Origin of the sequence: Saccharothrix syringae (assembly GCF_009498035.1) — a bacterium.
In the GTDB taxonomy this organism is placed as follows: domain Bacteria; phylum Actinomycetota; class Actinomycetes; order Mycobacteriales; family Pseudonocardiaceae; genus Actinosynnema; species Actinosynnema syringae.
The window spans coordinates 9,336,758-9,359,727 of record NZ_CP034550.1; the positions used below are offsets into that span (position 1 = coordinate 9,336,758).

The 22,970-nt window shown below is 72.5% G+C and carries 25 protein-coding genes; 8 read left to right on the plus strand and 17 right to left on the minus strand.

Annotated elements, in window-relative coordinates:
* Window positions 1–138: 138 nt before the first annotated feature.
* Window positions 139–2,685, minus strand: coding sequence for a DNA translocase FtsK 4TM domain-containing protein (locus EKG83_RS39040; RefSeq protein WP_084716722.1), 2,547 nt, complete (start codon window positions 2,683–2,685; stop codon window positions 139–141).
* A 130-nt stretch (window positions 2,686–2,815) separates the two neighbouring features.
* Between EKG83_RS39040 and EKG83_RS39045 the strand changes: the two genes are divergently transcribed.
* Entirely contained in the window at window positions 2,816–3,586 is a 771-nt protein-coding gene (locus EKG83_RS39045; protein ID WP_228122377.1) for a lysophospholipid acyltransferase family protein, read from the plus strand.
* Between the two features lie 112 nt (window positions 3,587–3,698).
* Window positions 3,699–4,274, plus strand: coding sequence for a dihydrofolate reductase family protein (locus EKG83_RS39050; RefSeq protein WP_033432660.1), 576 nt, complete (start codon window positions 3,699–3,701; stop codon window positions 4,272–4,274).
* Between the two features lie 183 nt (window positions 4,275–4,457).
* On the opposite strand, the gene EKG83_RS39055 is transcribed toward EKG83_RS39050, so the two are convergent.
* The 5 genes from EKG83_RS39055 to EKG83_RS39070 form a co-directional block, all read right to left on the minus strand.
* The gene (locus EKG83_RS39055; protein WP_063741383.1) at window positions 4,458–5,501 is read right to left on the minus strand and encodes an MFS transporter; all 1,044 of its coding nucleotides are present in this window, start codon (window positions 5,499–5,501) and stop codon (window positions 4,458–4,460) included.
* Between the two features lie 26 nt (window positions 5,502–5,527).
* Window positions 5,528–5,698, minus strand: a complete 171-nt coding sequence (locus EKG83_RS48725) for a hypothetical protein (RefSeq protein WP_228122378.1) — start codon at window positions 5,696–5,698, stop codon at window positions 5,528–5,530.
* A 177-nt stretch (window positions 5,699–5,875) separates the two neighbouring features.
* Window positions 5,876–7,087: an MFS transporter gene (locus tag EKG83_RS39060; protein ID WP_033432661.1), complete on the minus strand. Its 1,212-nt coding sequence runs from the start codon at window positions 7,085–7,087 to the stop codon at window positions 5,876–5,878.
* Window positions 7,088–7,264: 177 nt separating this feature from the next.
* Window positions 7,265–7,438: a DUF397 domain-containing protein gene (locus tag EKG83_RS39065; RefSeq protein ID WP_084716724.1), complete on the minus strand. Its 174-nt coding sequence runs from the start codon at window positions 7,436–7,438 to the stop codon at window positions 7,265–7,267.
* Entirely contained in the window at window positions 7,410–8,270 is an 861-nt protein-coding gene (locus tag EKG83_RS39070) for a helix-turn-helix domain-containing protein (protein WP_033432662.1), read from the minus strand. Before EKG83_RS39070 ends, EKG83_RS39065 begins: the two co-directional genes overlap by 29 nt.
* A gap of 121 nt (window positions 8,271–8,391) precedes the next feature.
* Here EKG83_RS39070 and EKG83_RS50075 point away from each other — a divergent pair, with 121 nt between their 5' ends.
* The 3 genes from EKG83_RS50075 (at window position 8,392) to EKG83_RS39080 (ending at window position 10,141) form a co-directional block, all read left to right on the plus strand.
* Window positions 8,392–8,622, plus strand: a complete 231-nt coding sequence (locus EKG83_RS50075) for a class III lanthionine synthetase LanKC N-terminal domain-containing protein (protein ID WP_456153896.1) — start codon at window positions 8,392–8,394, stop codon at window positions 8,620–8,622.
* Between the two features lie 437 nt (window positions 8,623–9,059).
* Window positions 9,060–9,545, plus strand: a complete 486-nt coding sequence (locus EKG83_RS39075; RefSeq protein ID WP_033432663.1) for an RICIN domain-containing protein — start codon at window positions 9,060–9,062, stop codon at window positions 9,543–9,545.
* Window positions 9,546–9,616: 71 nt separating this feature from the next.
* Window positions 9,617–10,141 (plus strand): RICIN domain-containing protein, encoded by a 525-nt coding sequence (locus EKG83_RS39080; RefSeq protein WP_170191884.1) that lies wholly within the window; start codon window positions 9,617–9,619, stop codon window positions 10,139–10,141.
* A 59-nt stretch (window positions 10,142–10,200) separates the two neighbouring features.
* Here the strand turns inward: EKG83_RS39080 and EKG83_RS39085 are convergent, their stop codons facing one another.
* From EKG83_RS39085 to thyX, 6 genes are all read right to left on the minus strand, one after another.
* Window positions 10,201–11,883 carry a ribonuclease J gene (locus tag EKG83_RS39085; protein WP_033432665.1) on the minus strand — a complete coding sequence of 561 codons (1,683 nt, stop codon included), beginning with the start codon at window positions 11,881–11,883 and terminating at the stop codon, window positions 10,201–10,203.
* Window positions 11,880–12,776, minus strand: a complete 897-nt coding sequence (dapA, locus tag EKG83_RS39090; protein WP_033432666.1) for a 4-hydroxy-tetrahydrodipicolinate synthase — start codon at window positions 12,774–12,776, stop codon at window positions 11,880–11,882. Before dapA ends, EKG83_RS39085 begins: the two co-directional genes overlap by 4 nt.
* Before the next feature lie 38 nt (window positions 12,777–12,814).
* Complete coding sequence (locus tag EKG83_RS39095; RefSeq protein WP_033432667.1) at window positions 12,815–13,432, minus strand: TIGR03085 family metal-binding protein; 618 nt, start codon at window positions 13,430–13,432, stop codon at window positions 12,815–12,817.
* 13 nt (window positions 13,433–13,445) lie between these two features.
* Complete coding sequence (locus EKG83_RS39100) at window positions 13,446–14,885, minus strand: serine/threonine-protein kinase (RefSeq protein ID WP_033432668.1); 1,440 nt, start codon at window positions 14,883–14,885, stop codon at window positions 13,446–13,448.
* A gap of 72 nt (window positions 14,886–14,957) precedes the next feature.
* The gene (locus EKG83_RS39105; RefSeq protein WP_033432669.1) at window positions 14,958–15,347 is read right to left on the minus strand and encodes an ACT domain-containing protein; all 390 of its coding nucleotides are present in this window, start codon (window positions 15,345–15,347) and stop codon (window positions 14,958–14,960) included.
* Window positions 15,344–16,096, minus strand: a complete 753-nt coding sequence (thyX, locus tag EKG83_RS39110; protein WP_033432670.1) for an FAD-dependent thymidylate synthase — start codon at window positions 16,094–16,096, stop codon at window positions 15,344–15,346. Before thyX ends, EKG83_RS39105 begins: the two co-directional genes overlap by 4 nt.
* A 151-nt stretch (window positions 16,097–16,247) precedes the next feature.
* On the opposite strand from thyX, the gene EKG83_RS39115 reads away from it, so the two are divergent.
* Entirely contained in the window at window positions 16,248–16,754 is a 507-nt protein-coding gene (locus tag EKG83_RS39115; RefSeq protein WP_033432671.1) for a toxin-antitoxin system HicB family antitoxin, read from the plus strand.
* A gap of 11 nt (window positions 16,755–16,765) precedes the next feature.
* A complete protein-coding gene (locus EKG83_RS39120) occupies window positions 16,766–17,656 on the plus strand; it encodes a DUF4097 family beta strand repeat-containing protein (protein ID WP_228122379.1) in 891 nt (296 codons plus the stop codon).
* Window positions 17,657–17,754: 98 nt separating this feature from the next.
* On the opposite strand, the gene EKG83_RS39125 is transcribed toward EKG83_RS39120, so the two are convergent.
* The 5 genes from EKG83_RS39125 to EKG83_RS39145 form a co-directional block, all read right to left on the minus strand.
* Complete coding sequence (locus EKG83_RS39125; RefSeq protein ID WP_153278717.1) at window positions 17,755–18,171, minus strand: universal stress protein; 417 nt, start codon at window positions 18,169–18,171, stop codon at window positions 17,755–17,757.
* A gap of 371 nt (window positions 18,172–18,542) precedes the next feature.
* A complete protein-coding gene (locus EKG83_RS39130; RefSeq protein WP_033432672.1) occupies window positions 18,543–19,148 on the minus strand; it encodes a TetR/AcrR family transcriptional regulator in 606 nt (201 codons plus the stop codon).
* 25 nt (window positions 19,149–19,173) lie between these two features.
* Window positions 19,174–20,166, minus strand: a complete 993-nt coding sequence (locus EKG83_RS39135) for an aldo/keto reductase (RefSeq protein WP_033432673.1) — start codon at window positions 20,164–20,166, stop codon at window positions 19,174–19,176.
* Between the two features lie 63 nt (window positions 20,167–20,229).
* The gene (locus EKG83_RS39140; RefSeq protein ID WP_033432674.1) at window positions 20,230–21,435 is read right to left on the minus strand and encodes a winged helix-turn-helix domain-containing protein; all 1,206 of its coding nucleotides are present in this window, start codon (window positions 21,433–21,435) and stop codon (window positions 20,230–20,232) included.
* Between the two features lie 42 nt (window positions 21,436–21,477).
* The gene (locus tag EKG83_RS39145) at window positions 21,478–22,344 is read right to left on the minus strand and encodes an EamA family transporter (protein ID WP_033432739.1); all 867 of its coding nucleotides are present in this window, start codon (window positions 22,342–22,344) and stop codon (window positions 21,478–21,480) included.
* Between the two features lie 65 nt (window positions 22,345–22,409).
* Between EKG83_RS39145 and EKG83_RS39150 the strand changes: the two genes are divergently transcribed.
* Window positions 22,410–22,952, plus strand: coding sequence for a GNAT family N-acetyltransferase (locus EKG83_RS39150; RefSeq protein WP_033432675.1), 543 nt, complete (start codon window positions 22,410–22,412; stop codon window positions 22,950–22,952).
* The last annotated feature ends 18 nt before the right edge of the window (window positions 22,953–22,970 follow it).

Genomic DNA, 22,970 nt, shown 5'->3' on the forward strand with positions numbered 1-22,970 from the left:
CACGCCCGACCTGAACGCATGACACGCCGGGTCTGGATGCATGACACGCGCGGTCTGAGTGGAGGACACGCGGTGTCCGAGTGGAGGACACGCGCGGGTTCGGGGGGGTGTGCGGGGTGGGCGGCCGGGGGTGGGCGGTTAGTCCTCGGGGTCGTCCACCGGGCCGCCGCCTCGGATGATGTGGACCACCGATGGTAGTTCGTCCGGTTTGATCAGGACCTCGCGGGCCTTGGAGCCTTCCGAGGGGCCCACGACGCCGCGCGTCTCCAGCAGGTCCATCAGCCGGCCGGCCTTGGCGAAGCCCACGCGCAGCTTGCGCTGGAGCATGGACGTGGAGCCGAACTGGGAGGTCACGATCAGCTCGGCCGCCTGGATCAGCAGCTCCAGGTCGTCGCCGATGTCCGGGTCGATCTCCTTCTTCTCGCCCGCCTTCGCCGCGGTGACGCCGTCGGTGTAGTCCGGCTGCGCCTGGTCCTTGACGAAGTTGACGATCTCGGAGATCTCCTCGTCGGCGACGAACGCGCCCTGCACGCGCACCGGCTTCGACGCGCCCATCGGCAGGTACAGGCCGTCGCCCATGCCGATCAGCTTCTCCGCGCCCGGCTGGTCCAGGATGACCCGCGAGTCGGTCAGCGACGACGTGGCGAAGGCCAGGCGCGACGGCACGTTGGTCTTGATCAGGCCGGTCACCACGTCCACCGAGGGCCGCTGCGTGGCCAGCACCAGGTGGATGCCCGCGGCGCGCGCCTTCTGCGTGATGCGGACGATGGCGTCCTCCACGTCGCGGGGCGCGGTCATCATCAGGTCGGCCAGCTCGTCGACGATGGCCATGATGTACGGGTACGGCCGGTACACCCGCTCGCTGCCCGGCGGCGCGGTGATCTCGCCCGACCGCACCTTCCGGTTGAAGTCGTCGATGTGCCGCACCCGGTTGACCTGCATGTCCTGGTAGCGCTGCTCCATCTCCTCCACCAGCCAGGCCAGCGCGGCGGCGGCCTTCTTCGGCTGGGTGATGATGGGCGTGATCAGGTGCGGGATGCCCTCGTACGGGGTCAGCTCGACCATCTTCGGGTCGATGAGGATCATCCGGACCTCGTCCGGCGTGGCCCGCGCCAGCAGCGACACCAGCATCGAGTTGACGAAGCTCGACTTGCCCGAACCCGTGGAGCCGGCGACCAGCAGGTGCGGCATCTTGGTCAGGTTCGCGGTGACGAAGTGGCCCTCGATGTCCTTGCCCAGCCCGATGACCATGGGGTGCGCGTCCTTGACCGTGGACGGCGCGCGCAGCACGTCGCCCAGCCGCACCATCTCGCGGTCGCTGTTGGGCACCTCGATGCCCACCGCGGACTTGCCCGGGATCGGCGCGAGCAGCCGCACGTTGTCCGTGGCCACGGCGTAGGCGATGTTCTTGGTCAGCGCGGTGATCTTCTCGACCTTCACGCCGGGGCCCAGCTCCACCTCGTACCGGGTCACCGTCGGGCCGCGGGTGAAGCCGGTGACCTGCGCGTCGATGGAGAACTGGTCGAGCACCCCGGTGATGGCCTCGATCATCTGGTCGTTGGCCTTGCTGCGGGCCTTGGGCGCGTCGCCGTCCTTGAGGATCGTCGGCGGCGGGAGCTGGTAGTCGCCCTCCACCGCGCGCACCACCAGCGGCGCGGCCCTCGTCTCCGGCTTCGGCTCGGGCGTCGCCTTGGCCTTGACCTTGGGCGCGACCGGCGGCGGTGGCGGTGGCGGTGGCGGCGGGGGTTCCTCCTCCAGCGGCAGCTCCGGCTGTTCGTCGGGCTCGACCGCGGCCGCGCGCCTGCTGCGCGAGGGGCGGCGGAGCTTGACCGGCTTCTCCGGTTCCTCCTCGGCGGCCTCGGCGAAGTCCTCCGGGTCGTCGGTGAAGCCGTCGAGCCGGTCGCCGCGGCGGTTGAGCAGCCCGCCGAGCCGCGCGGGCACCTGGCGGACCGGCACGTGCAGCAGGAGCAGCAGGCCGTAGGCGAAGATCAGCACCAGCAGGGGCCCCGCCACCCACGGCGTCAGGCCCTGCGCCAGGAACCCGCCGGCGAGGTAGCCGAGCGCGCCACCGGCGTCCCGCCGCGCCACCGGGTCCATCGGCAGCCCGCCGACGAGGTGGAACATGCCGAGGAAGCCGACGCCCACCAGGACCGCGCCGATCACCAGCCGGGGCCGGGCCTCCGGGTCGGGGTCGCTGCGCATCAGCGCCACGCCGACGGCCAGCAGCACCACGGGCACGATCACCGCGGGCCCGCCGACCGAGCTGCGCACGGCCACGTCGACCCACTGCCCCACCGGTCCGCCGGCCTGCCACCACACGCCGGCCGCGGCGATCACGGACAGCGCGATGAGGCCGAGCGCGATGCCGTCGCGGCGGTGCTCGGGGTCCAGCTCCTTGCCCCGGCCGACCGCGCGCACCACGCCCCCGGTGCCGCGGCTGAGCCAGCCCCACAGCATGCCGAACGAGCCACCCGGGGGGCCGGACCTGCGGGCGGGCGCCCTCCTGGCCGCGGGCCTCTTCGGGGCCCGGGACGACTTGGCCCGCGAACCACCGGACCGGGAGGCGGTGGAGCGGGAGGCGGTGGAGCGGGACGCGCCGGCGCGGGACGAGCTCGCACGGGGCTTCGACCCGGTTCCGGTGCTGCGGGTCGTGCCCTTGCGCGAGGTCCCAGATCGGCCGGCCATGGTGTATACCGTAGTCCCTCAAGCCCCGGGTGCCCCACGTGTCACGTGGGACGTGACGTGCGCTGCCAGTCGTCCATGGTTGCCCCGAACCCGGTGCGCCGGCACGTCGACACGCCGTAGCCTGCCCGCTGTGTCCACACCACTGCTGTGGCGCGTGCTGACCGCCGTCGACGAAGCCGTCGTCGCCCTCAGCGGACGACTCGAAGTCACCGGCGACGTCCCGGCGGACCTGAGGGGCCGTCCCCTGCTGCTCGCGTCCAACCACATCGGCAACCTCGACCCGTTCGTGCTCATCGCGGCGTGCCGGCGGCTCGGCGTCGCCCCCCGCTTCCTGCTCGCGGGCGGCCTGCTCGACGCGCCGGTCCTGGGGCCGGCCCTGCGGGCGTCGGGGCACCTGCGCGTCGACCGCGCCTCGGCCGACGTCGGCGAGGCGTACCACCGCACGGTGGAGGCCCTCAAGCGCGGCGGCGACCCGATCGCCATGTACCCGGAGGGCCGGATCAGCCTCGACCCGGGGCTGTGGCCGGAGCGCGGCAAGACCGGCGCGGCGCGGCTGGCGCTCAGCGGTGGCATCCCGGTCGTGCCGGTGAGCCAGTGGGGCGCGCACGAGGCCGTGTACTGGGGCAACCTGAAGGTGCAGGGGTGGGCGGACGCCAAGCCCTACCTGACCTCCTACCTGCGGGGGCTGCGGAACCGGCCGACGTTCAAGGTGCACTTCGGCAAGCCCGTGGACCTGTCCGGCCTGGTGGACGGCAAGCCGGGTGACGCGCGGCGCGCGCACGAGCGGATCATGCGCGCGATCACCGAGGGCCTGGTGCCGCTGCGCGTCGACGAACCGGACCTGCCGAAGTTCCACGACCCCACGCGGCCGACGACCGGTTCCAGCCCCTGGCGGCCCTGACCGGGCCTGGTCGAAAAAACTCCGGCACGCGTGTCGATCCGGCGGGCCCCCGTTCGACGCCCTGGTGACGGCACGGAGCACAACCGCACCGAGCACGACCGAGGAGCACCTGATGCGCACCCTGATCTCGACCGCGTTCGTCTCGCTCGACGGCGTCGTGGAAGCCCCCGGCGGGGAGCCGGGCTACCGCAACACGGGCTGGACCTTCAACGGCATCGAGTTCGACGAGGCCGCCTACGAGCTCAAGGCCCGCGAGCAGGACGAGGCCGCCGCCATGATGATGGGCCGCGTCAGCTACGAGGCGTTCTCGCCGGTGTGGCCGGGCATGACCGAGGAGTTCCCCGGCTACAACGCGATGCCGAAGTACGTCGTGTCGACCACGCTGCGGGAGGAGGACCTGGTCACCAACTGGGGTGAGATCACCGTCCTGCGGTCGACGGACGAGGTGGCCGAGGTCAAGGGGGGCGAGGGCGGCCCGATCATCATCCACGGCAGCGCCGCCCTCAACCGCTCCCTGTCCGACGCCGGCCTGATCGACCGCTACCACCTGCTCGTCTTCCCGGTCCTGCTCGGCGCGGGCAAGCGGCTGTTCAGCGACACCGACAAGGACAAGCAGGACCTCGCGCTGGTCGAGAGCCGGTCCTACGGCAACGGCATCCAGAAGCTGGTCTACGACGTCCGCCGCTGACGGGGTGCGCCGGTCCGGGTGCCCGCGTCCGGTACCGGCCACCCCCGGCGGCGGACCGGCGCGCGGCCCGACACCCGGTCCCCGCCGGGCACCCCGCCCGGCCGGGTGACCGAGAGGAGGTCGGGATGCGCGACAGGGACTGGACCGCGCGCCCGGAGAGCCGGGACTGGACCTGGCTCGCCGTCAACAAGACGTGGTGACGACCTGATCGGCCGCTCGCCGGCGGTGTGCCGGCGAGCGGCCGGTCGGCCCGCCGCCACGCCACCGCGCAGCCCGGGCACAGCAGCGCGCCCACCCCGCCGGCCACCGCGACCGCCGTGGCCGGGTCCCACGCGTCGGCCCACAGCCCGCCGACGAGGACGGCCACGCCCTGCGACGCGACCACCCCGACGCCGCCACCCCGACCGCCCGCTCCCGCTCCCCCTCCGGCGTGGCCCGCACGAACCCCGCCTGCGCCTGGAGCAGGTACGCGGTGGACGCCGCCCCGGACAAGCCCCACAGCACGAGCGTCACCACCAGGCCGGGCCGCACCGCGCACGGCACCAGCGGCAGCCCCGCGCCCACCGCCACGACACCCACCAGCCGCTGCCGCAGCGCGGCGGGCACGAACCGCACGAACAGCCACGCGCCCACCACGCTGCCCAGCGGGTCGGCCGCCATCAGCACCCCGACCGCGGTCGGCCCCGCGCCGAGCCCGTCGGCGTACGGGGCGGCCAGCGCCTCGGGCACCACGTACCAGCCGACCAGCCACGCCGGCAGCACCAGCACCCGCCGCCGGGGGTCGCGGGCGACCGAGGCGGCCACCCGCCCCGACGACCCGCCGGACCGCTCCGCCGCCCCGACGACCGCCCGGTCCACCAGACCGACCCGGAGCAGCAGCGCGGACAGCAGGAACGTGACCGCGTCACCGACCAGCGCCACCTCCGGGCTCACGGCGGCGATCAACACGCCCCCGCCCGCGAAGCCCAGCAGCTTCGCGGTCTGCCCGGTCATCTGCCGCACCGCCGGCCCCTGGTCGTACCGGTCGCCCAGGACGTCCGGCAGCACCGCCCCCCGGGCGGCGGCGAACGGCGCCCCCAGCAGCACCACGACCACCAGCAGCGCGCACAGCGCCCACAGCGGCAGCCCTGGCCACGCCATCGCGGCGACGAGCGGGGCCCGCACCAGGTCGCACCCGACCATGACCTCCCGCCGCCGGTACCGGTCGGCGAGCCAGGACAGCAGCACCCCGCCCAGCAGCGCGGGCAGGAAGGTCAGCGCGTAGACGACCGCCGCCCACAGCGCCTCCCCGTCCGCCCGTGCACCAGCACCGCCAGCGCGACCCGCGCCAACTGGTCGCCCAGCACCGAGCACACGTCGGCCGCCCACAGGAACCGGAACTCCCGCACGCCGAACACCGCGACCAGCCCGTCCCCGCTGCGCATCCGGCCAGCCTGCCGCCCGCCGCGCCCCTCCCCCGCGCCTGTCACCAACCGGCCATCACCCGCGCGAGTCGAACCCCCAGCCCCCTCGTGTCGAACCTCCAGCCCCCCCGAGTTCCACATTCGAGCCCACGCCGGGGGTGCGCGAACGTGGAACTCGGGGGTCCGGAAGGTTCGACACTACGGGCGGGAAGGTTCGACTCGCGCGGTTCGGAGGGGGTGCCAGGCCAGGGCGGTGACGGCGGCCACTGCGGCGCCGGCCAGCCAGAACGGGGCCAGTAGGCCCAGGTGGCGGGCCAGGAGGCCGCCGCCGAGGGCGCCCAGGGCCGAGCCGCCGACCGAGGCCAGCTGGTAGGTGCTGCCCACCCGGCCGCGCAGGTGGTCGGGGGTCAGGGTCTGCCGGACGGTGGTCGACACCGAGCCCCAGACCACGGCGTGCACGCCGAACAGGGCCATGACCGCGCCGGCGAGCCACGGGTCCCGCAGCAGGGCCAGCACCGGGTAGGTCAGGGACTCCAGGACGAGACCGGCGCGCAGCAGCAGGACGTGGCCGAACCGGCGTTCCAGGAAGCCGTAGGCCCCCGAACCGACCACGCCGCCGACCGCGCCCGCCGCGATGAACAGGCCGAAGCCGAAGCCGGTCAGGCCCAGGCGCTGCTCGGCGTAGAGCACCCACAGCGCGAACGCGCCGACGCCGGTCAGGTTCATCACGAGGATGCACAGCGCCAGCACGCGCAGCGCCGGGTTGCCCAGCAGCCACCGCACGCCCTCGCGCACGTCGGCGATCAGGGTCGCGGGCTCCCGCGCCACGACCGGTGTGCCGGCGACCCTGGTGACCAGGACCGCGCCGAGCGCGTAGACCAGCGCGTGGAACCCGAACGGCAGCGCCGCCACCGCCGCGAACATCACCGCGCCCAGCGGCGGGCCGACGAGCTGGTTGCCGATGGTGCCGGTGAGGTTCAACCGGGCGTAGGCGCGGCCGAGGAGGTCGCGCGGCACGCTGTTGGCCACCAGCGCGCCGTAGGCCGTGTCGGCCAGGGTCTCGCCGGTCCCGAGCAGGAACGACACGAGGTAGACCAGCCACAGCTGCGCGGCGTCGAGCAGCAGGGCGACCGCGAGCCCGCCGAGGACGGCGGCGCGCAGCGAGTTCACCACCGCGACCAGCGCCCGGCGCGGCAGGCGGTCGACCAGCGCCCCGCTGGTCAGGGCGAACAGCAACCACGGCACCTGCTGGGCGAACGCCGCGCCGGCCACCGCGACCGGGTCCCCGGTCAGCGACGCGACCAGCAGCGGACCGGCGGCCAGCAGCGCGCCGTCACCGAGGTTGGTGATCGCGGACAACCACCACAGGCGCCGGAAGTCGAGATGATCTTGGAAGGTAGTCCTGGGCATGCCAAAGCTCCTGATGAGTGCGGACGCGTGTCGTCTCGGGACAGCGCCTCACCAGGAGCCGGGAATCGGGAACCGGGGAACTACGACCTCAGCGAGGGGACTCCTGGGAGGCGAGCGCACCAACCAGGTCTGCGGACGTCTGCGGCATCAGCCTCCCCTTCCGTGATCGAGTACTGATCAGAGCTTAGCGACGAACGCCCGCCACGCGGCGGGGGTGAAGGCCAACTGCGGAGTGGTGTTCTTGGAGTCCCTGACGCCCACGGCTTCGGACGCAAACGCCACTTCGACGCAGTCTGTGCCCACCCCCTCGCTGTAGCTGCTCTTACGCCACAGCATCGCCTCCTGGTACATCTTCAGCCTCCCGCAGTCGGTCGAACCGGTCCGCCCACTTGGCGAACACCGACCGCGATTGTTCCTCACTCAGCGCCACTCGCGCGAGGTCGTTGCAGCTCTGCTGGGTCGCCTTGGTCGCCTCGAACGTGTCCAGGAACAGCGACACCGACCCGCACTCGACGTAGGTGAGCGGGAAATGGTCGTCGAAGGTCATGAAGGTGAACGGCGAACTCAACGACCGCGGTAGGGCCGCAGCGAAGGGGATCAGTCGCACCCCGCCGCGGAACAACAACTGCAACATCTGCTCGTACATCACCTGCGGGCCGCCGATCATGCGGTGCAGCGCGGCCTCGTAGATGAAGAACCGGGCCTTCGGAGGAAGTGGCTTGTCGAAGATCCCCTGCCTGGTCATCCGGTCGTTCACCGCCAGGTCGGCGTCCAGACCATCCCCCATCAACGCCTGGGCGTAGTCCGCCGTCTGAAGCAGCCCCGGGATCACGATGGTCTGGTAGGAGCGGATCGTCTTGGCCATCTGCTCGTGGAGGATGAGCATCCGCAGGCTGTCCGGCATGGCGACACCGTGGGGCCGGACGTAGTGTCCGCTGTTCGGCTCGTGGGCCAAGGCCATGATCTTGTCGTAAGTCCCGATGTCGACGTGGATGTGCCCGGCCAGGCGGGCGACGTCGTCCGGGCTGGTGCCGCGCATCCCGATCTCCAGTTTGGACAACTTGCCGGCGGACCAGCTCAGTTCCTCCAACAAAGTCTTGGTCCTGACCTTCGCCCGGCGTCGGGCCTGGCGCAGTGCATCTCCGAGTTCGCGACTGAGCGCGTTGGACGTCCTGTACTCCATGCAGGCAAGCTAGGGCGGGCTGATCAGGGGATTCCAGCCAATCGCGCCGAATCCACCCCAAGGGATCACGTGGGGACCAACGGTCCCGAACCGGTTCTCGACATCGGTGAACGCCTTGCCAATGTTGCGCACGCACAACAGCGAAAGTCGACGACGTGCAACTGCACTCCACCCCGGACGGCCTGACCGGCCCCCCGGCCCCCACGTCCTCAGCGACGCCCGGTGGCGGGACGGGCCGCTGCGGGTCGGGTACGGCGGGTCCACCCGGCGCCACCACCGGACGTTCGACGGCGAGCGGGTCCCGGCCGCCGCTCCGGTTCTTCCGCACAAGAGCGGAAAGCCATTCCGGTAGAGCCACCCGCCGTGACGGCGCAGGCGGATGACATCACCTGGACCGGACTGTCGGCGCAGTGCCGCGTCACCCGGATCGCCGCGCACGGCACCTGCCGGTGCCCAGGAGGACGGAGAACCGGGTACTGGTCCACCTCTGTGGACTGATATTTCCGGATAGCGGTTTCCCGGCGCACGTGACCACGCGTCGCCAACGGGCCACTCGGACGTGGGTGGAATTCCGGTGAACCGCTCTCCCCGGGCAGGTCCCCACCGACCGGGAAAGCCCGATGTGACACTGCGGAATTCACCCCTGCGGGCCCCTGCCACCCGCTGGCGATCAAGCAGAACGCGTGTTGTGCTTTATCCGCACCTCCTCGCCGCGGGGCGACGCCCCGGGCACGAGGTTGTTCAGGCCCGCGAAAAATCGGGCAAATTCGACCGAAGGAGTTTTTCAGGATGAACCTCGTCCGTTCGATGTCGATCGCGGTCGCGTCGGTCGCACTCGTCGCCTCAGCCGTGCTGACAGCAGGAACGGCTTCGGCCGACTACGTGTACTACGAGTTCAAGACCGATTCCGGACTTTGCATGGACACCGGGGACCACGATGTACCCCCGGTGGGAACGATCCTCCGCGGGTACGAGTGCAACAGGTCCAACGCGCAGAAGTTCCGCACCGGCTACATCAACGACGACTACTTCAGGATCATCCACAAGACCACGGGCCTATGCGTCACGGCCAACAAGGACAAGGTCTCCTTGGAAAAGTGCAGCCTGAAGACCGACGCCAAGGAGCAATGGGACCACCAGAAGGACAAGACCTTGAAGAACGGCGACCTGGCCCGCCTCCTCAAGGAAAACGGTTACAACAAGCCCCTCACCGCAGAAAAGAAGCCCTCCGGCATCACCAACGATTACCGGTGGAACCTCAACCCCATCGCATAGAGGCTTTCCGGCGGTCCCGTCCCCACCGGCCGCTCGCGGCACCGAACCGAACACCAGCACCAGGAGGACCCATGCCGTCAGTCCGGAGGGTCGGCCCGAGGATCGCGACCGCCGTGTGCCTCACCGCCGGTTCCGTGATCACCGGGGTCACGGTCCCCACGGCGACCGCCGCCCCCGCGCGCATCGCCAGCGCGAACTACATCAGCAACGGGTCCGGCGACTGCCTCACCACCGAGGGCACCAAACCCGAGGTCAACAGCCTGATCACGACCTCGGAGTGCGAGCGGAAGGCCCCTCAGCGCTGGACGCTCGAACCCCACCCCGACGGCGGGTTCGCCATCGTCCACAACAGCTCCGGGCTCTGCGCGGAGAGCGTCGCCGGCCTGGCGGCGGCCACCGCGGTCAAGGTCTCCATCTGCGGCCTGGGCCCCTACGGCAGCCAGCGCTGGTACTACCTGAACGACCGGCGCATCCGCAACTACCAGCAGGCCCGCGACCTCACCCGCACGGGGACCGACGAGCCCGCGATGGCCGTCATGGGCCAGGAACCCGGGGCGGAGAACAAGTGGACGTTCGATCCCGTCCCGCTCGGGTGAGCTGCTGAGCGGGTCCGGTCGGGGCCGCCGCGCGGGGGCGCCCGACCGGACCCGTCGGCTCAGTTCACCGGGATGATCGTCGGCACGATCATCGGCCGCCGCCGGTAGGTCTCGGCGACCCAGCGGCCCACCACGCGCCGCACGGCCTGGGCGATGCGGTGCGAGTCGGTGATGCCCTCGGCCTCGGTGCGCGACAGCTCCATCTCCACCAGCGAGACGGCCTGGTCGAGGGCCTTCGGGTCGTCGGAGAAGCCGCGGCCCGACACGGTCGGCGGGGCGACCGCGCGCCCGCTCGACGAGTCCACCGCCACGGTGATCGCGATGAAGCCGCCCTCGCCCAGCACCAGCCGGTCGGACAGGGTCGACTCGCCCACGTCGCCCACGGACAGGCCGTCGACGTAGACGTGGCCCACCTCGACCCGGCCGCTGACCGCGGCCTTGCCGTCGACCATGTCGACCACCACGCCGTCCTCGGCGATGACCACCCGCTCCTCGTTCACGCCGGTGGCCACGGCCAGCGCCGCGTTCGCGCGCAGGTGCCGCCACTCGCCGTGCACCGGCATCACGTTCGACGGGCGCACCGCGTTGTAGAGGAACAGCAGCTCGCCGGCCGGCGAGTGGCCCGAGACGTGCACCTTGGCGTTGCCCTGGTGCACCACCGTCGCGCCCAGCCGCGCCAGGCCGTTGACCACGCCGAACACCGCGTTCTCGTTGCCCGGGATCAACGACGAGGCCAACACGATCGTGTCACCGGCCTTGATCGAGATCTGCCGGTGCTCGCCGCGCGCCATCCGCGACAGCGCCGACAGCGGCTCGCCCTGCGACCCGGTGGACACGAACAGCACCTGGTCCTCGGGCATGTCCATGGCCTCGTTGAGGTCGACGAACAGCCCGTCGGGCACGTGCAGGAAGCCCAGCTCGGCGGCGATGCCCATGTTGCGGACCATGGACCGGCCGACCAGCGCCACCCGCCGCTTGTACTGCACGGCCACGTCCAGCACCTGCTGCACGCGGTGCACGTGGGAGGCGAAGCAGGCCACGATCACCCGCTGGTTGGCCTTGCGGATGACGTTCTCCAGCACCGGGCCGATCTCGCGCTCCGGCGCCACGAACCCGGGCACCTCGGCGTTGGTCGAGTCCACCAGGAACAGGTCAACGCCCTCGTCGCCCAGCCGGGAGAAGCCCGCCAGGTCGGTCAGCCTGCCGTCCAGGGGGAGCTGGTCGAGCTTGATGTCACCGGTGTGCAGCACCAGCCCGGCGGCGGTGCGGATGGCCACCGCCACGGCGTCCGGGATGGAGTGGTTGACCGCGAAGAACTCCAGGTCGTACGGCCCGAAGGAGCGGCGCTCGCCGTCGGCGATCTCGACCAGCCGGGGCGTCTGCCGGTGCTCCTTGCACTTGGCCGCGAGCAGCGCCAGGGTGAACCTGGAGCCCACTACCGGCACGTCCGGGCGCAGCTTGAGCAGGAACGGAACCGCGCCGATGTGGTCTTCGTGGCCGTGGGTGAGGACCAGCGCCTCGATGTCCTCCAGCCGGTCCTCGATGGCCCGGAAGTCGGGCAGGATCAGGTCCACGCCCGGCTGGTCGTCCTCGGGGAAGAGCACACCGCAGTCCACGACGAGCAGCCGGCCGGCGTGCTCGAACACGGTCATGTTGCGGCCGACCTCGCCGATACCGCCCAGTGCGACGACGCGCAGACCTCCGTCGGGCAGTGGGGGCGGGGGTGAGCTCGGGTTGATCACGCGTTGACTCCCAGTTCGGCCTTCACGGCCTCGATGTCCTCGTTGGTGGGTGGCAGCAGCGGCAGCCTCGGGTTACCCACGTCCAGGCCGCGCAAGCGCAGCGCGGTCTTGGCGTAGGTGACCCCGGGCAGCCTGGTGAACGGCCGCATCAGGGGCAGCAGCCGGTGGTGGATCTCGATGGCGTTCTTGACGTCGCCCGCCTCGAACGCGTCGAGCAGGTGGCGCAGGTGGCCGGCGGCGAAGTGGCCGATGACGCTGACGAAGCCGACCGCGCCGACCGACAGCCACGGCAGGTTCAGCGGGTCGTCGCCGGAGTAGTAGGCCAGGTCGGTGGCCGCGATGACCCGGCTGGCCGCGTGCAGGTCGCCCTTGGCGTCCTTGACCGCGAGGACGCGCGGGTGCTCGGCGAGCCTGAGCAGGGTGTCGACCTCGATGGGCACCACCGAGCGCGGCGGGATGTCGTAGAGCATCACCGGCAGGTCGACCGCGTCGGCCACGGTGGTGAAGTGCGCCAGGATGCCCGCCTGCGGCGGCCGCGAGTAGTACGGGGTGACCAGCAGCAGGCCGTGCGCGCCCGCCTCCTGCGCCTGCTTCGCGAGGTGGACGCTGTGCGCGGTGTCGTAGGTGCCCGCGCCGGCGATCACGGTGGCCCGGTCGCCGACCGCCTCGACCACGGCGCGCAGCACGGCGGCCTTCTCCGCGTCGGTGGTGGTCGGGCTCTCGCCGGTGGTGCCGTTGACCACGAGGCCGTCGTTGCCGAGGTCGACCAGGTGCTCGGCGAGCCGCTGGGCCCGGTCGAGGTCGACCGCCCCCTCGGCGTCGAACGGGGTGACCATGGCGGTGAGCACTCGGCCGAACGGTCGGCCGGGTGCGGCGGTTGGACTCGCGGTCATGTCCGGAAATCTACCGCGTCACCCTCGGCAACCTGCGACTACACACCCCGGTCGAGGCCCCGCACCACGCGCACGTCCGCCTCGGCGCCGTCGTAGTCCACGCGCGCGGCGTCGCGGCCGAAGGCGTGCATCAGCAGCTCCGAGACCTGGCCGGTCAGCACGACGGGGTTCGCGCCGGGCCTGGCCGTGACCGACTGTCCGTCCGGGCGCCGCAACACCACACCTACGGGTGATTTCCGGTAGGTGAGCCGGGCGATGCCGGCCAGCCGCCGCCACAGCTGGTCGTCACGCACCGGATCGGGTGACCGCGGCTCCCAGCCGTCGCGGGCCCGGCGCACGTCCTCGTGGTGCACGAAGTACTCCACCGCGTTGGCCAGGTCGCCCGCCAGCGACACCGGCGAGAGCCGCGGCGGGTTGCGGACCAGGTCCACCAGCTCGGCCCACGGCTTGGCCGCGTAGGAGTCCTGGACCTTCTGCGTGTGCCCGGCCAGCGGCTTGAGCAGGATGCCGGCGGCCGCGTCCGGGCGGCGCTCGCGCAGCGCGAGGTGCGCGGCCAGGTCGCGGGTGCGCCACGGGTCGCACAGCGTCGGCGCGTCGGGTCCCACTTCGAGGAACAGGTCGGTCAGCTGTCTGCGTTCGTCGTCGGCGACACCCATGTCGCCACGCTACTCACTCCGCGGACACCTGGCTGGCGAGCTCGGTCTTGTCCTTGTTCCACAGCGCGCACGCGACCTCGCGGGTGCCCTCGTCGGACTTGGCCGGGTCGGCCCGCCACTCGCCCTCGGTGGGCACCACGGCGGCGTAGGCGAGCTTGTCCTCCTTGTCCTCCACCGGCACCGTGTCGGACATGAAGTGCAGCGTGCAGAAGTCCTCGGCGTAGTTGCGCAGCCACTCCCGCCCCGGGTAGGCGCGCTTGTCCGAGGAGCCGAACGGGGTGCCGACGGCGAAGAACTCCACCCGGTGGCCCTTCGCGCAGTCGGCGTAGTTGACCGTGGTGTTGGGCTCCAGGTAGTTGTCGCCGCACCGGCCGCTGCTGATCTTGAGCTGGTCGGCCGACATCGAGCCGCCGGGGCCGAAGAAGATCGCCTCGGCCATGGCCGCGGGCGGCTGCTCGGTGAACAGCCAGCGGCCCAGGAACGCGCCCGCGACCAGCAGGGCGACCGCGGCCAGCGCGCCCGCGGTGACCAGCAGGGGCTTGAGCCTGGAATTCTTCCGCGCCTGCGTCAGCTGGGTGTGCAGCACGGTCTGCTGGGGCGCGCCGAAGCCCGTGGGCGGGGTGGGCTGGGCGGCGGCGCGTTCGAGCATGGCGCGGGCCTGCGGGCCGGTGAGCCGGGCGTTCGGGTCGGGCATCAGCAGGCCGGTGATCACCGCGCCGAGCGCGCCGTGCGCCCTGGTCAGGCGGGGCGGCTCGTTCATGATCGCGTGCAGCGTGGCCGCCGTGGTCGACCGCTCGTAGGGGTTCACGCCCTCCACCGCGTAGGCCAGCGTGGCGCCCAGCGCCCACAGGTCCGCGGCCGGGGACGCCTCGTGGCCGTGGATGCGCTCGGGCGACATGTAGGCGGGCGAGCCGATCAGGCTGCCGCTGGTGGTCAGGCGCGGGTCGTCCACGGCCTGGGCGATGCCGAAGTCGGTGAGCTTGACCCGGCCGTTCGGGGTGACCATGAGGTTGCCGGGCTTGACGTCGCGGTGCACCACGCCCGCCTGGTGGGCGGACTCCAGCGCGGACAGCGACTGGAGCGCGATCGAGACGACCCGGTCCGGCGGCATCGGGCCGTGCCGGCTGATCAGCGCGGACAGCGTGGTCGCCTCGACCAGCTCCATCACGATGTAGGTCATGCCGCCCTCGACGACCACGTCGAACACGGTGACCACGCCGGGGTCGTTGAGCCGGCCCGCGGTGCGCGCCTCGCGCAGCACCCGCTCCTCCAGCACCCGGCGCTCCTCGTGCGCGATGCCGTCGGGCAGGTGCAGCTCCTTGATCGCGACCTGGCGGCCGATCACGTTGTCCTGGGCGCGCCAGACCACGCCCATGCCGCCGCGCCCCAGTTCGGCGAGCAGGGTGTAGCGGCCCGCGATGACGCGTGGTTGCACGCTCTGTGGACTGTTCACCGCGACTCCTCGACACACCGGCCCCGAACGGGCGCACACGCTAGCTCAGACCGCGCACGGCCCGAACCGGTTTCACGGTTTCGTGACTTCGTGCCCCGAGTTGCGCAGCGCCTGCACGGCGCGGCCGAGGTCGGTGGCCTTCACCAGCAGGTGGTCGGTGTCGTAAGTGGACAGGGCGAACAGGGTCACGCCCGCCGCGGCCAGCTCGCCGGACAGCGCGGCCATGATGCCGGTGAGGGTGAACTCCAGCGGGCCGCGCACGGTGAGCAGGCGCCAGCCGGGCTGGACCTCGTCCGTGCGCGGCGCGTGCTCGCTCGGGCACACGATCGACAGCTCGGCGGGCGTGCGCGTGACGCAGACCAGGCCGGGGCCGTCGAGCAGTCCGGGAGGGACGGACGCGTCGGCCGGCAGGCGGGCGATCGTGTACTCGCCCGGGCGCACGTCGACGACGAGCCGCCTCATCCTTCGGTGACGAGCGGGCTGGAGGCCACCTCCGTGCCGTCGGGCAGGGTGGAGACGGTGAAGTCCGCGAAGGCGTTCGCGGCGGCCTTCTGGAGCTGGCGCAGGCACTCCACGGCCAGGGCGCGGATCTCCACGTCGGCGTGCTCGGTGGCGCGCATGGCGATGAAGTGCCGCCAGGCGCGGTAGTTGCCGGTGACCACGATGCGGGTCTCGGTGGCGTTGGGCAGGACCGCGCGGGCGGCCTGGCGGGCCTGCTTGCGGCGCAGGGTGGCGCTCGGCGCGTCGGAGAACTTGGTCTCCAGGCCCTTGAGCAGGTCGTTGTAGGCGTCGACGCTCGCCTGGGCGGCCTTCATGAACAGCTCGTGCAGCTCGGGGTCGTTCGCGATGACGTCCGGCTCGACCATGGCGGCGTCGCGCTCGGGCACGTAGCGCTGGGAGAGCTGGCTGTAGGAGAAGTGGCGGTGCCGGATCAGCTCGTGGGTGAGCGAGCGGGACACGCCGGAGATGTAGAAGCTCACCGAGCCGTGCTCCAGCACCGACAGGTGGCCGACCTCGATGATGTGCTTGATGTAGCCGGCGTTGGTGGCCGTGGCCGGGTTGGGCTTGCCCCAGGACTGGTAGCACGCGCGACCGGCGAACTCGGCCAGCGCCTCGCCGCCGTCGGCGTCGGTGGACCACGGGACGTCCTCCGGCGGGAAGAACTCCGTCTTCGCGATCAACTGCACCTTGGGCGACGCGGTCTCGGCCATGCCCGAACCCTAACCGACGGCAAATCCTCCAGTTGTACCACCGCTGGGTACCGCGATTCAGAGCATCGCTCCAGCGGTGACGCACGCGTGACGTCATGCCTGGCGTCATCTTGTCCTTGACCGATGTCGTTCGTGGTGTCATGGTGATGTCATGGATCTGTCGCCGTACATCGCAGCGCTGCGCGAAGACCTCGCGACAGCCGCCTCCGCCGGGGACGAGGGCACCCGGCGGACCGCCGCCACGCTGGCCGCGGCCCTGGAGCCGGCCGCCCGGCTGGCACTCATGAACGCCCTGTCCGACCTGGCCGCCGAGGTCACCGCCGCCCTGGGCGGGCCGGTGGTGGACGTGCGGCTGGACGGGCGCGACGTGAAGGTCGTCGTCACCGGCGCCCCCGAGGAGCACCCCGGACCGGAACCGCAGGAGGTCCCCCGGCCCACCGCCGGGGACGCCACGCGCATCACCCTGCGCCTGCTCGACGAGCTGAAGAGCAAGGCCGAGCAGGCCGCGGCCGCGCAGGGCATGTCGCTGAACACGTTCGTCGCGCAGGCCGTCCAGGGGGCGGTCGGCGGGCGGCGCGGGCACCACAAGTCGTGGGGCCCGCCGAAGGACCGGCAGGGCGACCCCGGGTCGCGCGTGCGCGGCTGGGTGCAGGGCTGAAGGGGGAGGACGTGGAGTCCGACGTGGTGCGGCGGCAGAGCTTCGACGAGGTGACCGGGGCGGTCGAGGTCGACGTGGCGTTGCTGGCCGGAGGGGTCCGGGTGCACCTGGTGGACGAGCCGGGGGTGCACGTCGAGGTCCGGCACGAACCCGCCCCGGGTGCCGAGCCGTGGACGGCGGGGCTGTCCAACCTGCTGAGCTGGGTCAACGACCAGTTCGGCGACCGCACGCAGCCCACCGGGGCGGGCGAGGCGGTGCGCGACGCGCGGGTGGAGCTGGTGGACGGCCGGCTGACCGTGCGCTCGTCCAAGGCCCTGCCGCTGCGCGCCGTGCCGCTCGGGGTGACCGTGCGGGCGCCGGAGGGGTCGCACGTGATCGCCAAGGTGGGCACCGCGGACGTCACGGTCACCGGCAGCGCGGGGCGGCTGGAGATCCGCACCGACACCGGCGACATCACCGCGGACCGCGCCGAGGACGAGTCCCGGGTGGACTCGCGGTCGGGCAAGGTGCGGCTGGGCCCGATGCTCGGCGGGGTGCGGGCCAGGACCGGCAGCGGCGACATCGAGGTGTCCTCGATCGGCGGGAACACGGTGCTCCACACCGGCACGGGCCACGTCTGGCTGGGCGCGGTGCAGGACGACGTGCAGGTGCGCACGGGCAGCGGTGACGTGACGGTCGCCGACGCGGCGGCGGGGCGGATCCAGATGGGCACGGGGTCCGGCGACGTGCGCGTGGGCGTGCGACCGGGGGTGGCCGCGGAGGTCGACCTGATGTCCACCTCGGGTGCGGCGCGCAGCGAGCTGGCGGTGTCGGACACGCCGCCGGACAACGCGCCGGAACTGTTCATCACCGGCCGGACCGGAACGGGCAGCGCCCTGGTGACCACGGCCACCACTGCTTAGTCCCCATTCCCGGTCGATCCACGAGAATTGTTCGGGTATTCCGGGTTTCGTCGAATTCGGTAGCCGTGGTGGTCCGTCGACCACCACGGCACCCCTCGTCACACGATCGGCGGATTCACCGCCGGGACGATGACGACCGGGCAGGTCGCGTTCCGCAGGCAGTGCATGATCACCGACCCCATGACCGTCTCCGGGCCCCGCCGGTACCCGTGGCGGCCGAGCACCAGCCCGTCGGCCTCCTCGGCGAGCCGGACCAGCGCGGGCCCGGGCTCACCGTCGAGCACCGCCTCCTCCACGAGCACCCCGTCGTGCGCTCCGAGCCTGGCCAGGGCGTCGCGCAGGATGCGCAGGCGGGCGCCGTGGAAGGCGTCCCGGCCGCCGTTGGACCCGACCATCCCGCACACCGACGCCGCCACCACGGTGCCGCCGTCCCGCGTGTGCCGCACCGCCCACTCCAGAGCCGCCGCCCCCGCAGGCGAGCTGTCCATGCCGACCACGATCTGCTTGGCATCCACCACGTGCCTCCCGCCGGTCGAACGTCACCGAGCAAGGTGAATGGTTCGTCAGCGATCCATTGCTGTCGAGGTGTCGGGGGCGGTCTTTACGTTTTGCTTATGCCCGAAATGTGCGGTCAATCAAGGAACGGCGGAGGGGGCTTTAACAGACCTTGACCCCGATTCCGGGAATCCGCGACCACCACGACCGAGGCGGTTCGCGATCGGCCCGCCCGGCCGCCGGCCGCCCGATCGATCCGGTCACCGAGCGGTCCGACCCGCGGAGGTCCGCGGCGTTCCGGGACCCCCGATCGGCCCACCGCCCGTCAGCCGTCGGGCCGAGCGGCGTCACGCGTCGCCGACGCGCCGGGCGGTGACGCCCCGCCGCCCCGTCACGCCCCCGACCGCAGCCCCGCGACCAGCAGCGACACCACGGCCTCGAACGCCGCGTCCACCCCCGGCTCCGACCACTCCCCCGCGTGCGCCGGGTCGTGGAACCGGGCCGTGGCGGCGAAGACCGCCCGCGCCGCCACCGCGGGGTCCGCGGCGGCGAACTCGCCCGCCGCGACCCCGTCGCGGACGATGCCGGTCAGGTCGTCCACCATCTCGGCGATGTGGGCGGCGACCACGGCGCTGCTCTCGCCCACCAGCACGGTGAAGGTGGCGAACAGCTCCGGGTCGCCCAGGGCCTTCTTCCGCTTGGCCTCGAACAGCGCCGCCAGCCAGGCGCGCAGGCGCTCGGGCGCCGGGGCGGGCGACGTCGCGATCTCGGCCAGGCCCGCGTGCGCGCGGTCGAGCCAGCGCTGGGTCACGGCCTCGCGCAGCGCGGCCTTGGTCGGGAAGTGCCGGTAGACGCTGCCGTGGCTCACGCCCAGCGCGCGGGCCACGTCCACCACCGTCGCCTTGGCCGGGCCGTAGCGGCGCAGCACGTCCTCCGTGGTGCTGAGGATCGTCTCTGCGGTCAGTGCCTCGGCCACGGTGGTGCTCCTCGCGGTCATCGGGTGGTCCCCCGATTGTGCGTGATCACCTCTCGCTGTCGAGGTGGGCCATCTGCGCGGTGGCGTAGCGGTCGCCGGCGGCCTCGGGGACGGTCTCGTCGATCCTGGCCAGGTCCTCGGCGGTCAGGGTGACGTCCAGGGCGCCCAGGGCCTCGGTCAGGCGGTCGCGGCGGCGGGCGCCGACCAGGGGGACGACGTCCTCGCCCCGCGCCAGGACCCACGCGATGGCGAGCTGGGCCACGGAGACGCCCTTGTCGGCGGCGATCACCCGCAGCGTCTCGACCAGGTCGAGGTTGCGCTCCAGGTTCTCGCCCTGGAAGCGCGGGGAGGTCGCCCGGAAGTCGTCGGCCTGCCGCCCCGGCGTCCAGTGGCCCGAGATCAGGCCCCGGGACAGCACGCCGTAGGCGGTGATGCCGATGCCCAGTTCGCGCGCGGTCGGCAGGATCTCCGCCTCGATGCCGCGCGTGACCAGGGCGTACTCGATCTGGAGATCCACGATCGGGTGAACGGCGTGGGCGCGGCGCAGGGTGTCCGCGCCGACCTCGGACAGGCCGATGTACCGGACGTGGCCCTTCTCGACCTGCTCGGCGATGGCGCCGACGGTCTCCTCGATCGGCACCGCCGGGTCCAGGCGGGCCGGGCGGTAGACGTCGACGTGGTCGGTGCCCAGCCGGCGCAGGGTGTAGGCCAGGGAGTTGCGCACCGTCTCGGGGCGGCCGTCGTTGCCGTGCCAGCCGCCGTCCGGGTCGCGCAGGGCGCCGAACTTCACGCTGAGCAGCACGTCGTCGCGCTTGCGGTCGCGCAGGGCCTCGCGGATCAGCAGTTCGTTGTGGCCCATGCCGTAGAAGTCGCCGGTGTCGAGCAGGGTCACGCCGGCGTCGATCGCCGCGTGGATGGTGGCGACGCCCTCGGCCTCGTCGGCCGGGCCGTACAGGTCGGACATGCCCATGCAGCCCAGGCCGAGGGCGGAGACGGCGGGACCGGACGCGCCCAGGCGCCGTTGGTTGATAGCGGTCATGAGACCACTATCAACCATCAGCTGACAGATTTCAATATTTGTTACCCCAAGAGGTGACTCCGGTCACCGCACCACCACCGACAGCGCCGGCGCGAGGTCGCCCCGCGGCACCACCGCGACCTCGTCCAGCCCCAGCCACCCCGCCATCTCCCGCAGCTCCGCGGCCAGCTCGACCGCCACCCGGCCGTGGTCCACCCCGGGCTCCGCGTGCGCCGCCTGCACCCGCAGCACCCCGGCCGCCCGGTCCGCCTTCAGGTCCACCCGGCCCACCAGCCGCCCGTCCAGCAGGAACGGGAACACGTAGTACCCGTGCACCCGCTTGGCCGCCGGCACGTAGATCTCGATCCGGTAGAAGAAGTCGAAGATCCGCTCGGTCCGGGCCCGCTCCCAGATCAGCGGGTCGAACGGGCACAGCAGCGCCCGCCCCTCCACCCGCCGCGGGACGCGCGCCGCCGCGTGCTTGTACGCGGGCGCCTTCCACCCGCGCACCACCACCGGCTCCAGCACGCCCTCCTCCACCAGCTCCAGCACGGCCTGCCGGCTGCGCTCGGGCGCGAGCCGGTAGTAGTCGCGCAGGTCCGGTTCGGTCGCCACGCCCAGCGCCGTCGCCGCGCGGGCCACCAGCTCCCGCGCGCCCTCCTCGGCCGTCACCCGCCGGGCCAGCACCTCGGGCGGCAGCACGCGCTCGGTCAGGTCGTACAACCGCTCGAAGCCGCGCCGCGCCCCGGTGGTCAGCACGCCCTCGCCGAACAGGAACTCGCAGATCTTCTTGACCTCCGACCAGTTCCAGCCCCAGTGGTCCTTGCGCCGCGGCCCGCCGCCCTCCAGCGCCTTCTCGATCGCGCCCGCCCCGACCGGCCCCAGCTCCTTGACCACGGCCACGATGTCCTCGACCAGCCGCGGCGAGCGCGCGGCCAGCTCGGTGTGCCCCTTCCACCACCCCTGGCGCTTGGCGCCGGAGCGCAGCAGCGGCCAGTCCTCCACCGGCACCAGGCTCGCCTCGTGCGCCCAGGTCTCCACCAGCAGCCGCGGCCGGCGGGCGCTGTGCGACCACGCCGCCTCGTCCACCAGCTCCGGCGCGTACGGGCCGAGCCTGCTGAACAGCGGCGCGTAGTGCGCGCGGACCGCCACGTTCACCGAGTCCAGCTGCAACAGCCGCACGCGCGAGAGCACCTTCTGGAGGTGCCGCCTGGTCGGCTCGCCGACCGGTCGCGGGTCCGCGAAACCCTGCGCGCCCAGCGCGATCCGGCGGGCGACGTCTGCGCTCATCGTCTGCACGGGGCGAATGCTCCCACCCGGGTACGACAAAGATCACCCCACCGGCGCGGGCCGGCGCTCCGCCCGGACCACCAGCACGACCGCGAGCACCACCAGCAGCCCGCCCACCGCCTGGAGCGCGCCGAACCGCTCGTCCGCCAGCCACACCCCGAGCACCACGGCGATCACCGGGTTCACGTACGCGTAGGTCGCCACGGTCGACACCGGCAACTGCCCCAGCACGTACACGTACGAGCTGAACGCCAGCAGCGACCCGATCACCACCAGGTACCCCCACGCCACCCACGACGACGCGGTGACGGACCCGGGCGACACGCGCTCCCCGGCCAGCAGGCCCGCCACCGCCAGCACCGCCCCGCCGGCCAGCATCTCCACCGCCGACAGCGCGAACGGGTTCGCGGGCGCGGGCAGCCGGCCGCTCAGGAACGTGCCCAGGGCCCACCCGAACGCCGCCAGCAGCACCACCCACGGCCCCCACCACGACGACCCGCCCACGTCGTCCAGCAGCAGCACGGCCAACCCCACCAGCCCGACCAGCACACCGAGGTGGGTCACCGCGGGCGGCCGCTCGCCGGCGAAGCGCCGCATCAGCACCACGTACAGCGGCACGGACGCCACCAGCAGCGCGGCCAGGCCCGAGGCCACGGACGCCTCGGCCAGCACCACCAGGCCGTTGCCCCACGCGGGCAGCAGCACACCCAGCAGCACGCCGGTGCCGAGCTGCCGCGCCGTCATCCGCATCCCGCCGCGCCAGGCCACCACCAGCGCCAGCACGGCGCCCGCCAGGAAGAACCTCAGCCCGGCCGACAGCAGCGGCGGCATCGACTCGATGGTGAACTTGATGGCCACGTAGGTGGAACCCCACACCACGTACACGACGCCCAGCGCTGCCCAACGCACGACGGTGACGCTGTCATGCGAGACCACCCGGAATCACGCGGATTTCGGCCACTAGGGTTCCGGGCATGGCCGACGCCGCAGTGCGCACCGCGACCCCCGACGACGTCCCGGAGATCGCCCGCATCCACCGCGACACCTGGCGGACCGCGTACCGCGACCTGCTGCCCGAGGAGGTCCTGGCGGACCTCGACCCCGCGGCCGGGTGGGCCGAGGCCGTGGCGGCGGGCCAGGTGCTGGTGGCCACCGAGGGCCGCTGGCTGGTCGGGTACTGCTCGGTCGGCGCGGCGCCCGCGGACGAGGTGGCGCTCGCGAACGGCTCGCTGCCCGCCGACGCGGCCACGACGGCGCTGGTCAGCGTGCTCGTCGAGCCCCGCTGGGGTCGGCGCGGGCACGGCGGGCGGCTGCTGGCCGAGGCGTCCGGGCGGCTGCGCGACGCGGGGGCCACCCGGGCGATCGCCTGGGTGCCGGAGGCCGACAAGAGCTCCACCGCGTTCTACCGGAAGGCGGAGTGGGAGCCGGACGGCACCGTGCGGACCCTGGACGCCGGTGGGCGACCACTGCGGGAAATCAGGGTTTCCGGGGGGTTGACCCCACCTTCTCCGGGCTGATCCGTTGGTAGCCTCGGC

Excerpts from the sequence above, each read along its gene's own strand:
- EKG83_RS39040 (WP_084716722.1), bottom strand. The coding sequence starts at position 2,685 with ATGGCCGGCCGATCTGGGACCTCGCGCAAGGGCACGACCCGCAGCACC.
- EKG83_RS39050 (WP_033432660.1), top strand. The coding sequence starts at position 3,699 with ATGCGCACCCTGATCTCGACCGCGTTCGTCTCGCTCGACGGCGTCGTG.
- EKG83_RS48725 (WP_228122378.1), bottom strand. The coding sequence starts at position 5,698 with ATGCGCAGCGGGGACGGGCTGGTCGCGGTGTTCGGCGTGCGGGAGTTC.
- EKG83_RS39060 (WP_033432661.1), bottom strand. The coding sequence starts at position 7,087 with ATGCCCAGGACTACCTTCCAAGATCATCTCGACTTCCGGCGCCTGTGG.
- EKG83_RS39065 (WP_084716724.1), bottom strand. The coding sequence starts at position 7,438 with ATGTACCAGGAGGCGATGCTGTGGCGTAAGAGCAGCTACAGCGAGGGG.
- EKG83_RS39070 (WP_033432662.1), bottom strand. The coding sequence starts at position 8,270 with ATGGAGTACAGGACGTCCAACGCGCTCAGTCGCGAACTCGGAGATGCA.
- EKG83_RS50075 (WP_456153896.1), top strand. The coding sequence starts at position 8,392 with ATGTTGCGCACGCACAACAGCGAAAGTCGACGACGTGCAACTGCACTC.
- EKG83_RS39075 (WP_033432663.1), top strand. The coding sequence starts at position 9,060 with ATGAACCTCGTCCGTTCGATGTCGATCGCGGTCGCGTCGGTCGCACTC.
- EKG83_RS39080 (WP_170191884.1), top strand. The coding sequence starts at position 9,617 with ATGCCGTCAGTCCGGAGGGTCGGCCCGAGGATCGCGACCGCCGTGTGC.
- dapA (WP_033432666.1), bottom strand. The coding sequence starts at position 12,776 with ATGACCGCGAGTCCAACCGCCGCACCCGGCCGACCGTTCGGCCGAGTG.
- EKG83_RS39095 (WP_033432667.1), bottom strand. The coding sequence starts at position 13,432 with ATGGGTGTCGCCGACGACGAACGCAGACAGCTGACCGACCTGTTCCTC.
- EKG83_RS39105 (WP_033432669.1), bottom strand. The coding sequence starts at position 15,347 with ATGAGGCGGCTCGTCGTCGACGTGCGCCCGGGCGAGTACACGATCGCC.
- thyX (WP_033432670.1), bottom strand. The coding sequence starts at position 16,096 with ATGGCCGAGACCGCGTCGCCCAAGGTGCAGTTGATCGCGAAGACGGAG.
- EKG83_RS39115 (WP_033432671.1), top strand. The coding sequence starts at position 16,248 with ATGGATCTGTCGCCGTACATCGCAGCGCTGCGCGAAGACCTCGCGACA.
- EKG83_RS39130 (WP_033432672.1), bottom strand. The coding sequence starts at position 19,148 with ATGACCGCGAGGAGCACCACCGTGGCCGAGGCACTGACCGCAGAGACG.
- EKG83_RS39135 (WP_033432673.1), bottom strand. The coding sequence starts at position 20,166 with ATGACCGCTATCAACCAACGGCGCCTGGGCGCGTCCGGTCCCGCCGTC.
- EKG83_RS39140 (WP_033432674.1), bottom strand. The coding sequence starts at position 21,435 with ATGAGCGCAGACGTCGCCCGCCGGATCGCGCTGGGCGCGCAGGGTTTC.
- EKG83_RS39150 (WP_033432675.1), top strand. The coding sequence starts at position 22,410 with ATGGCCGACGCCGCAGTGCGCACCGCGACCCCCGACGACGTCCCGGAG.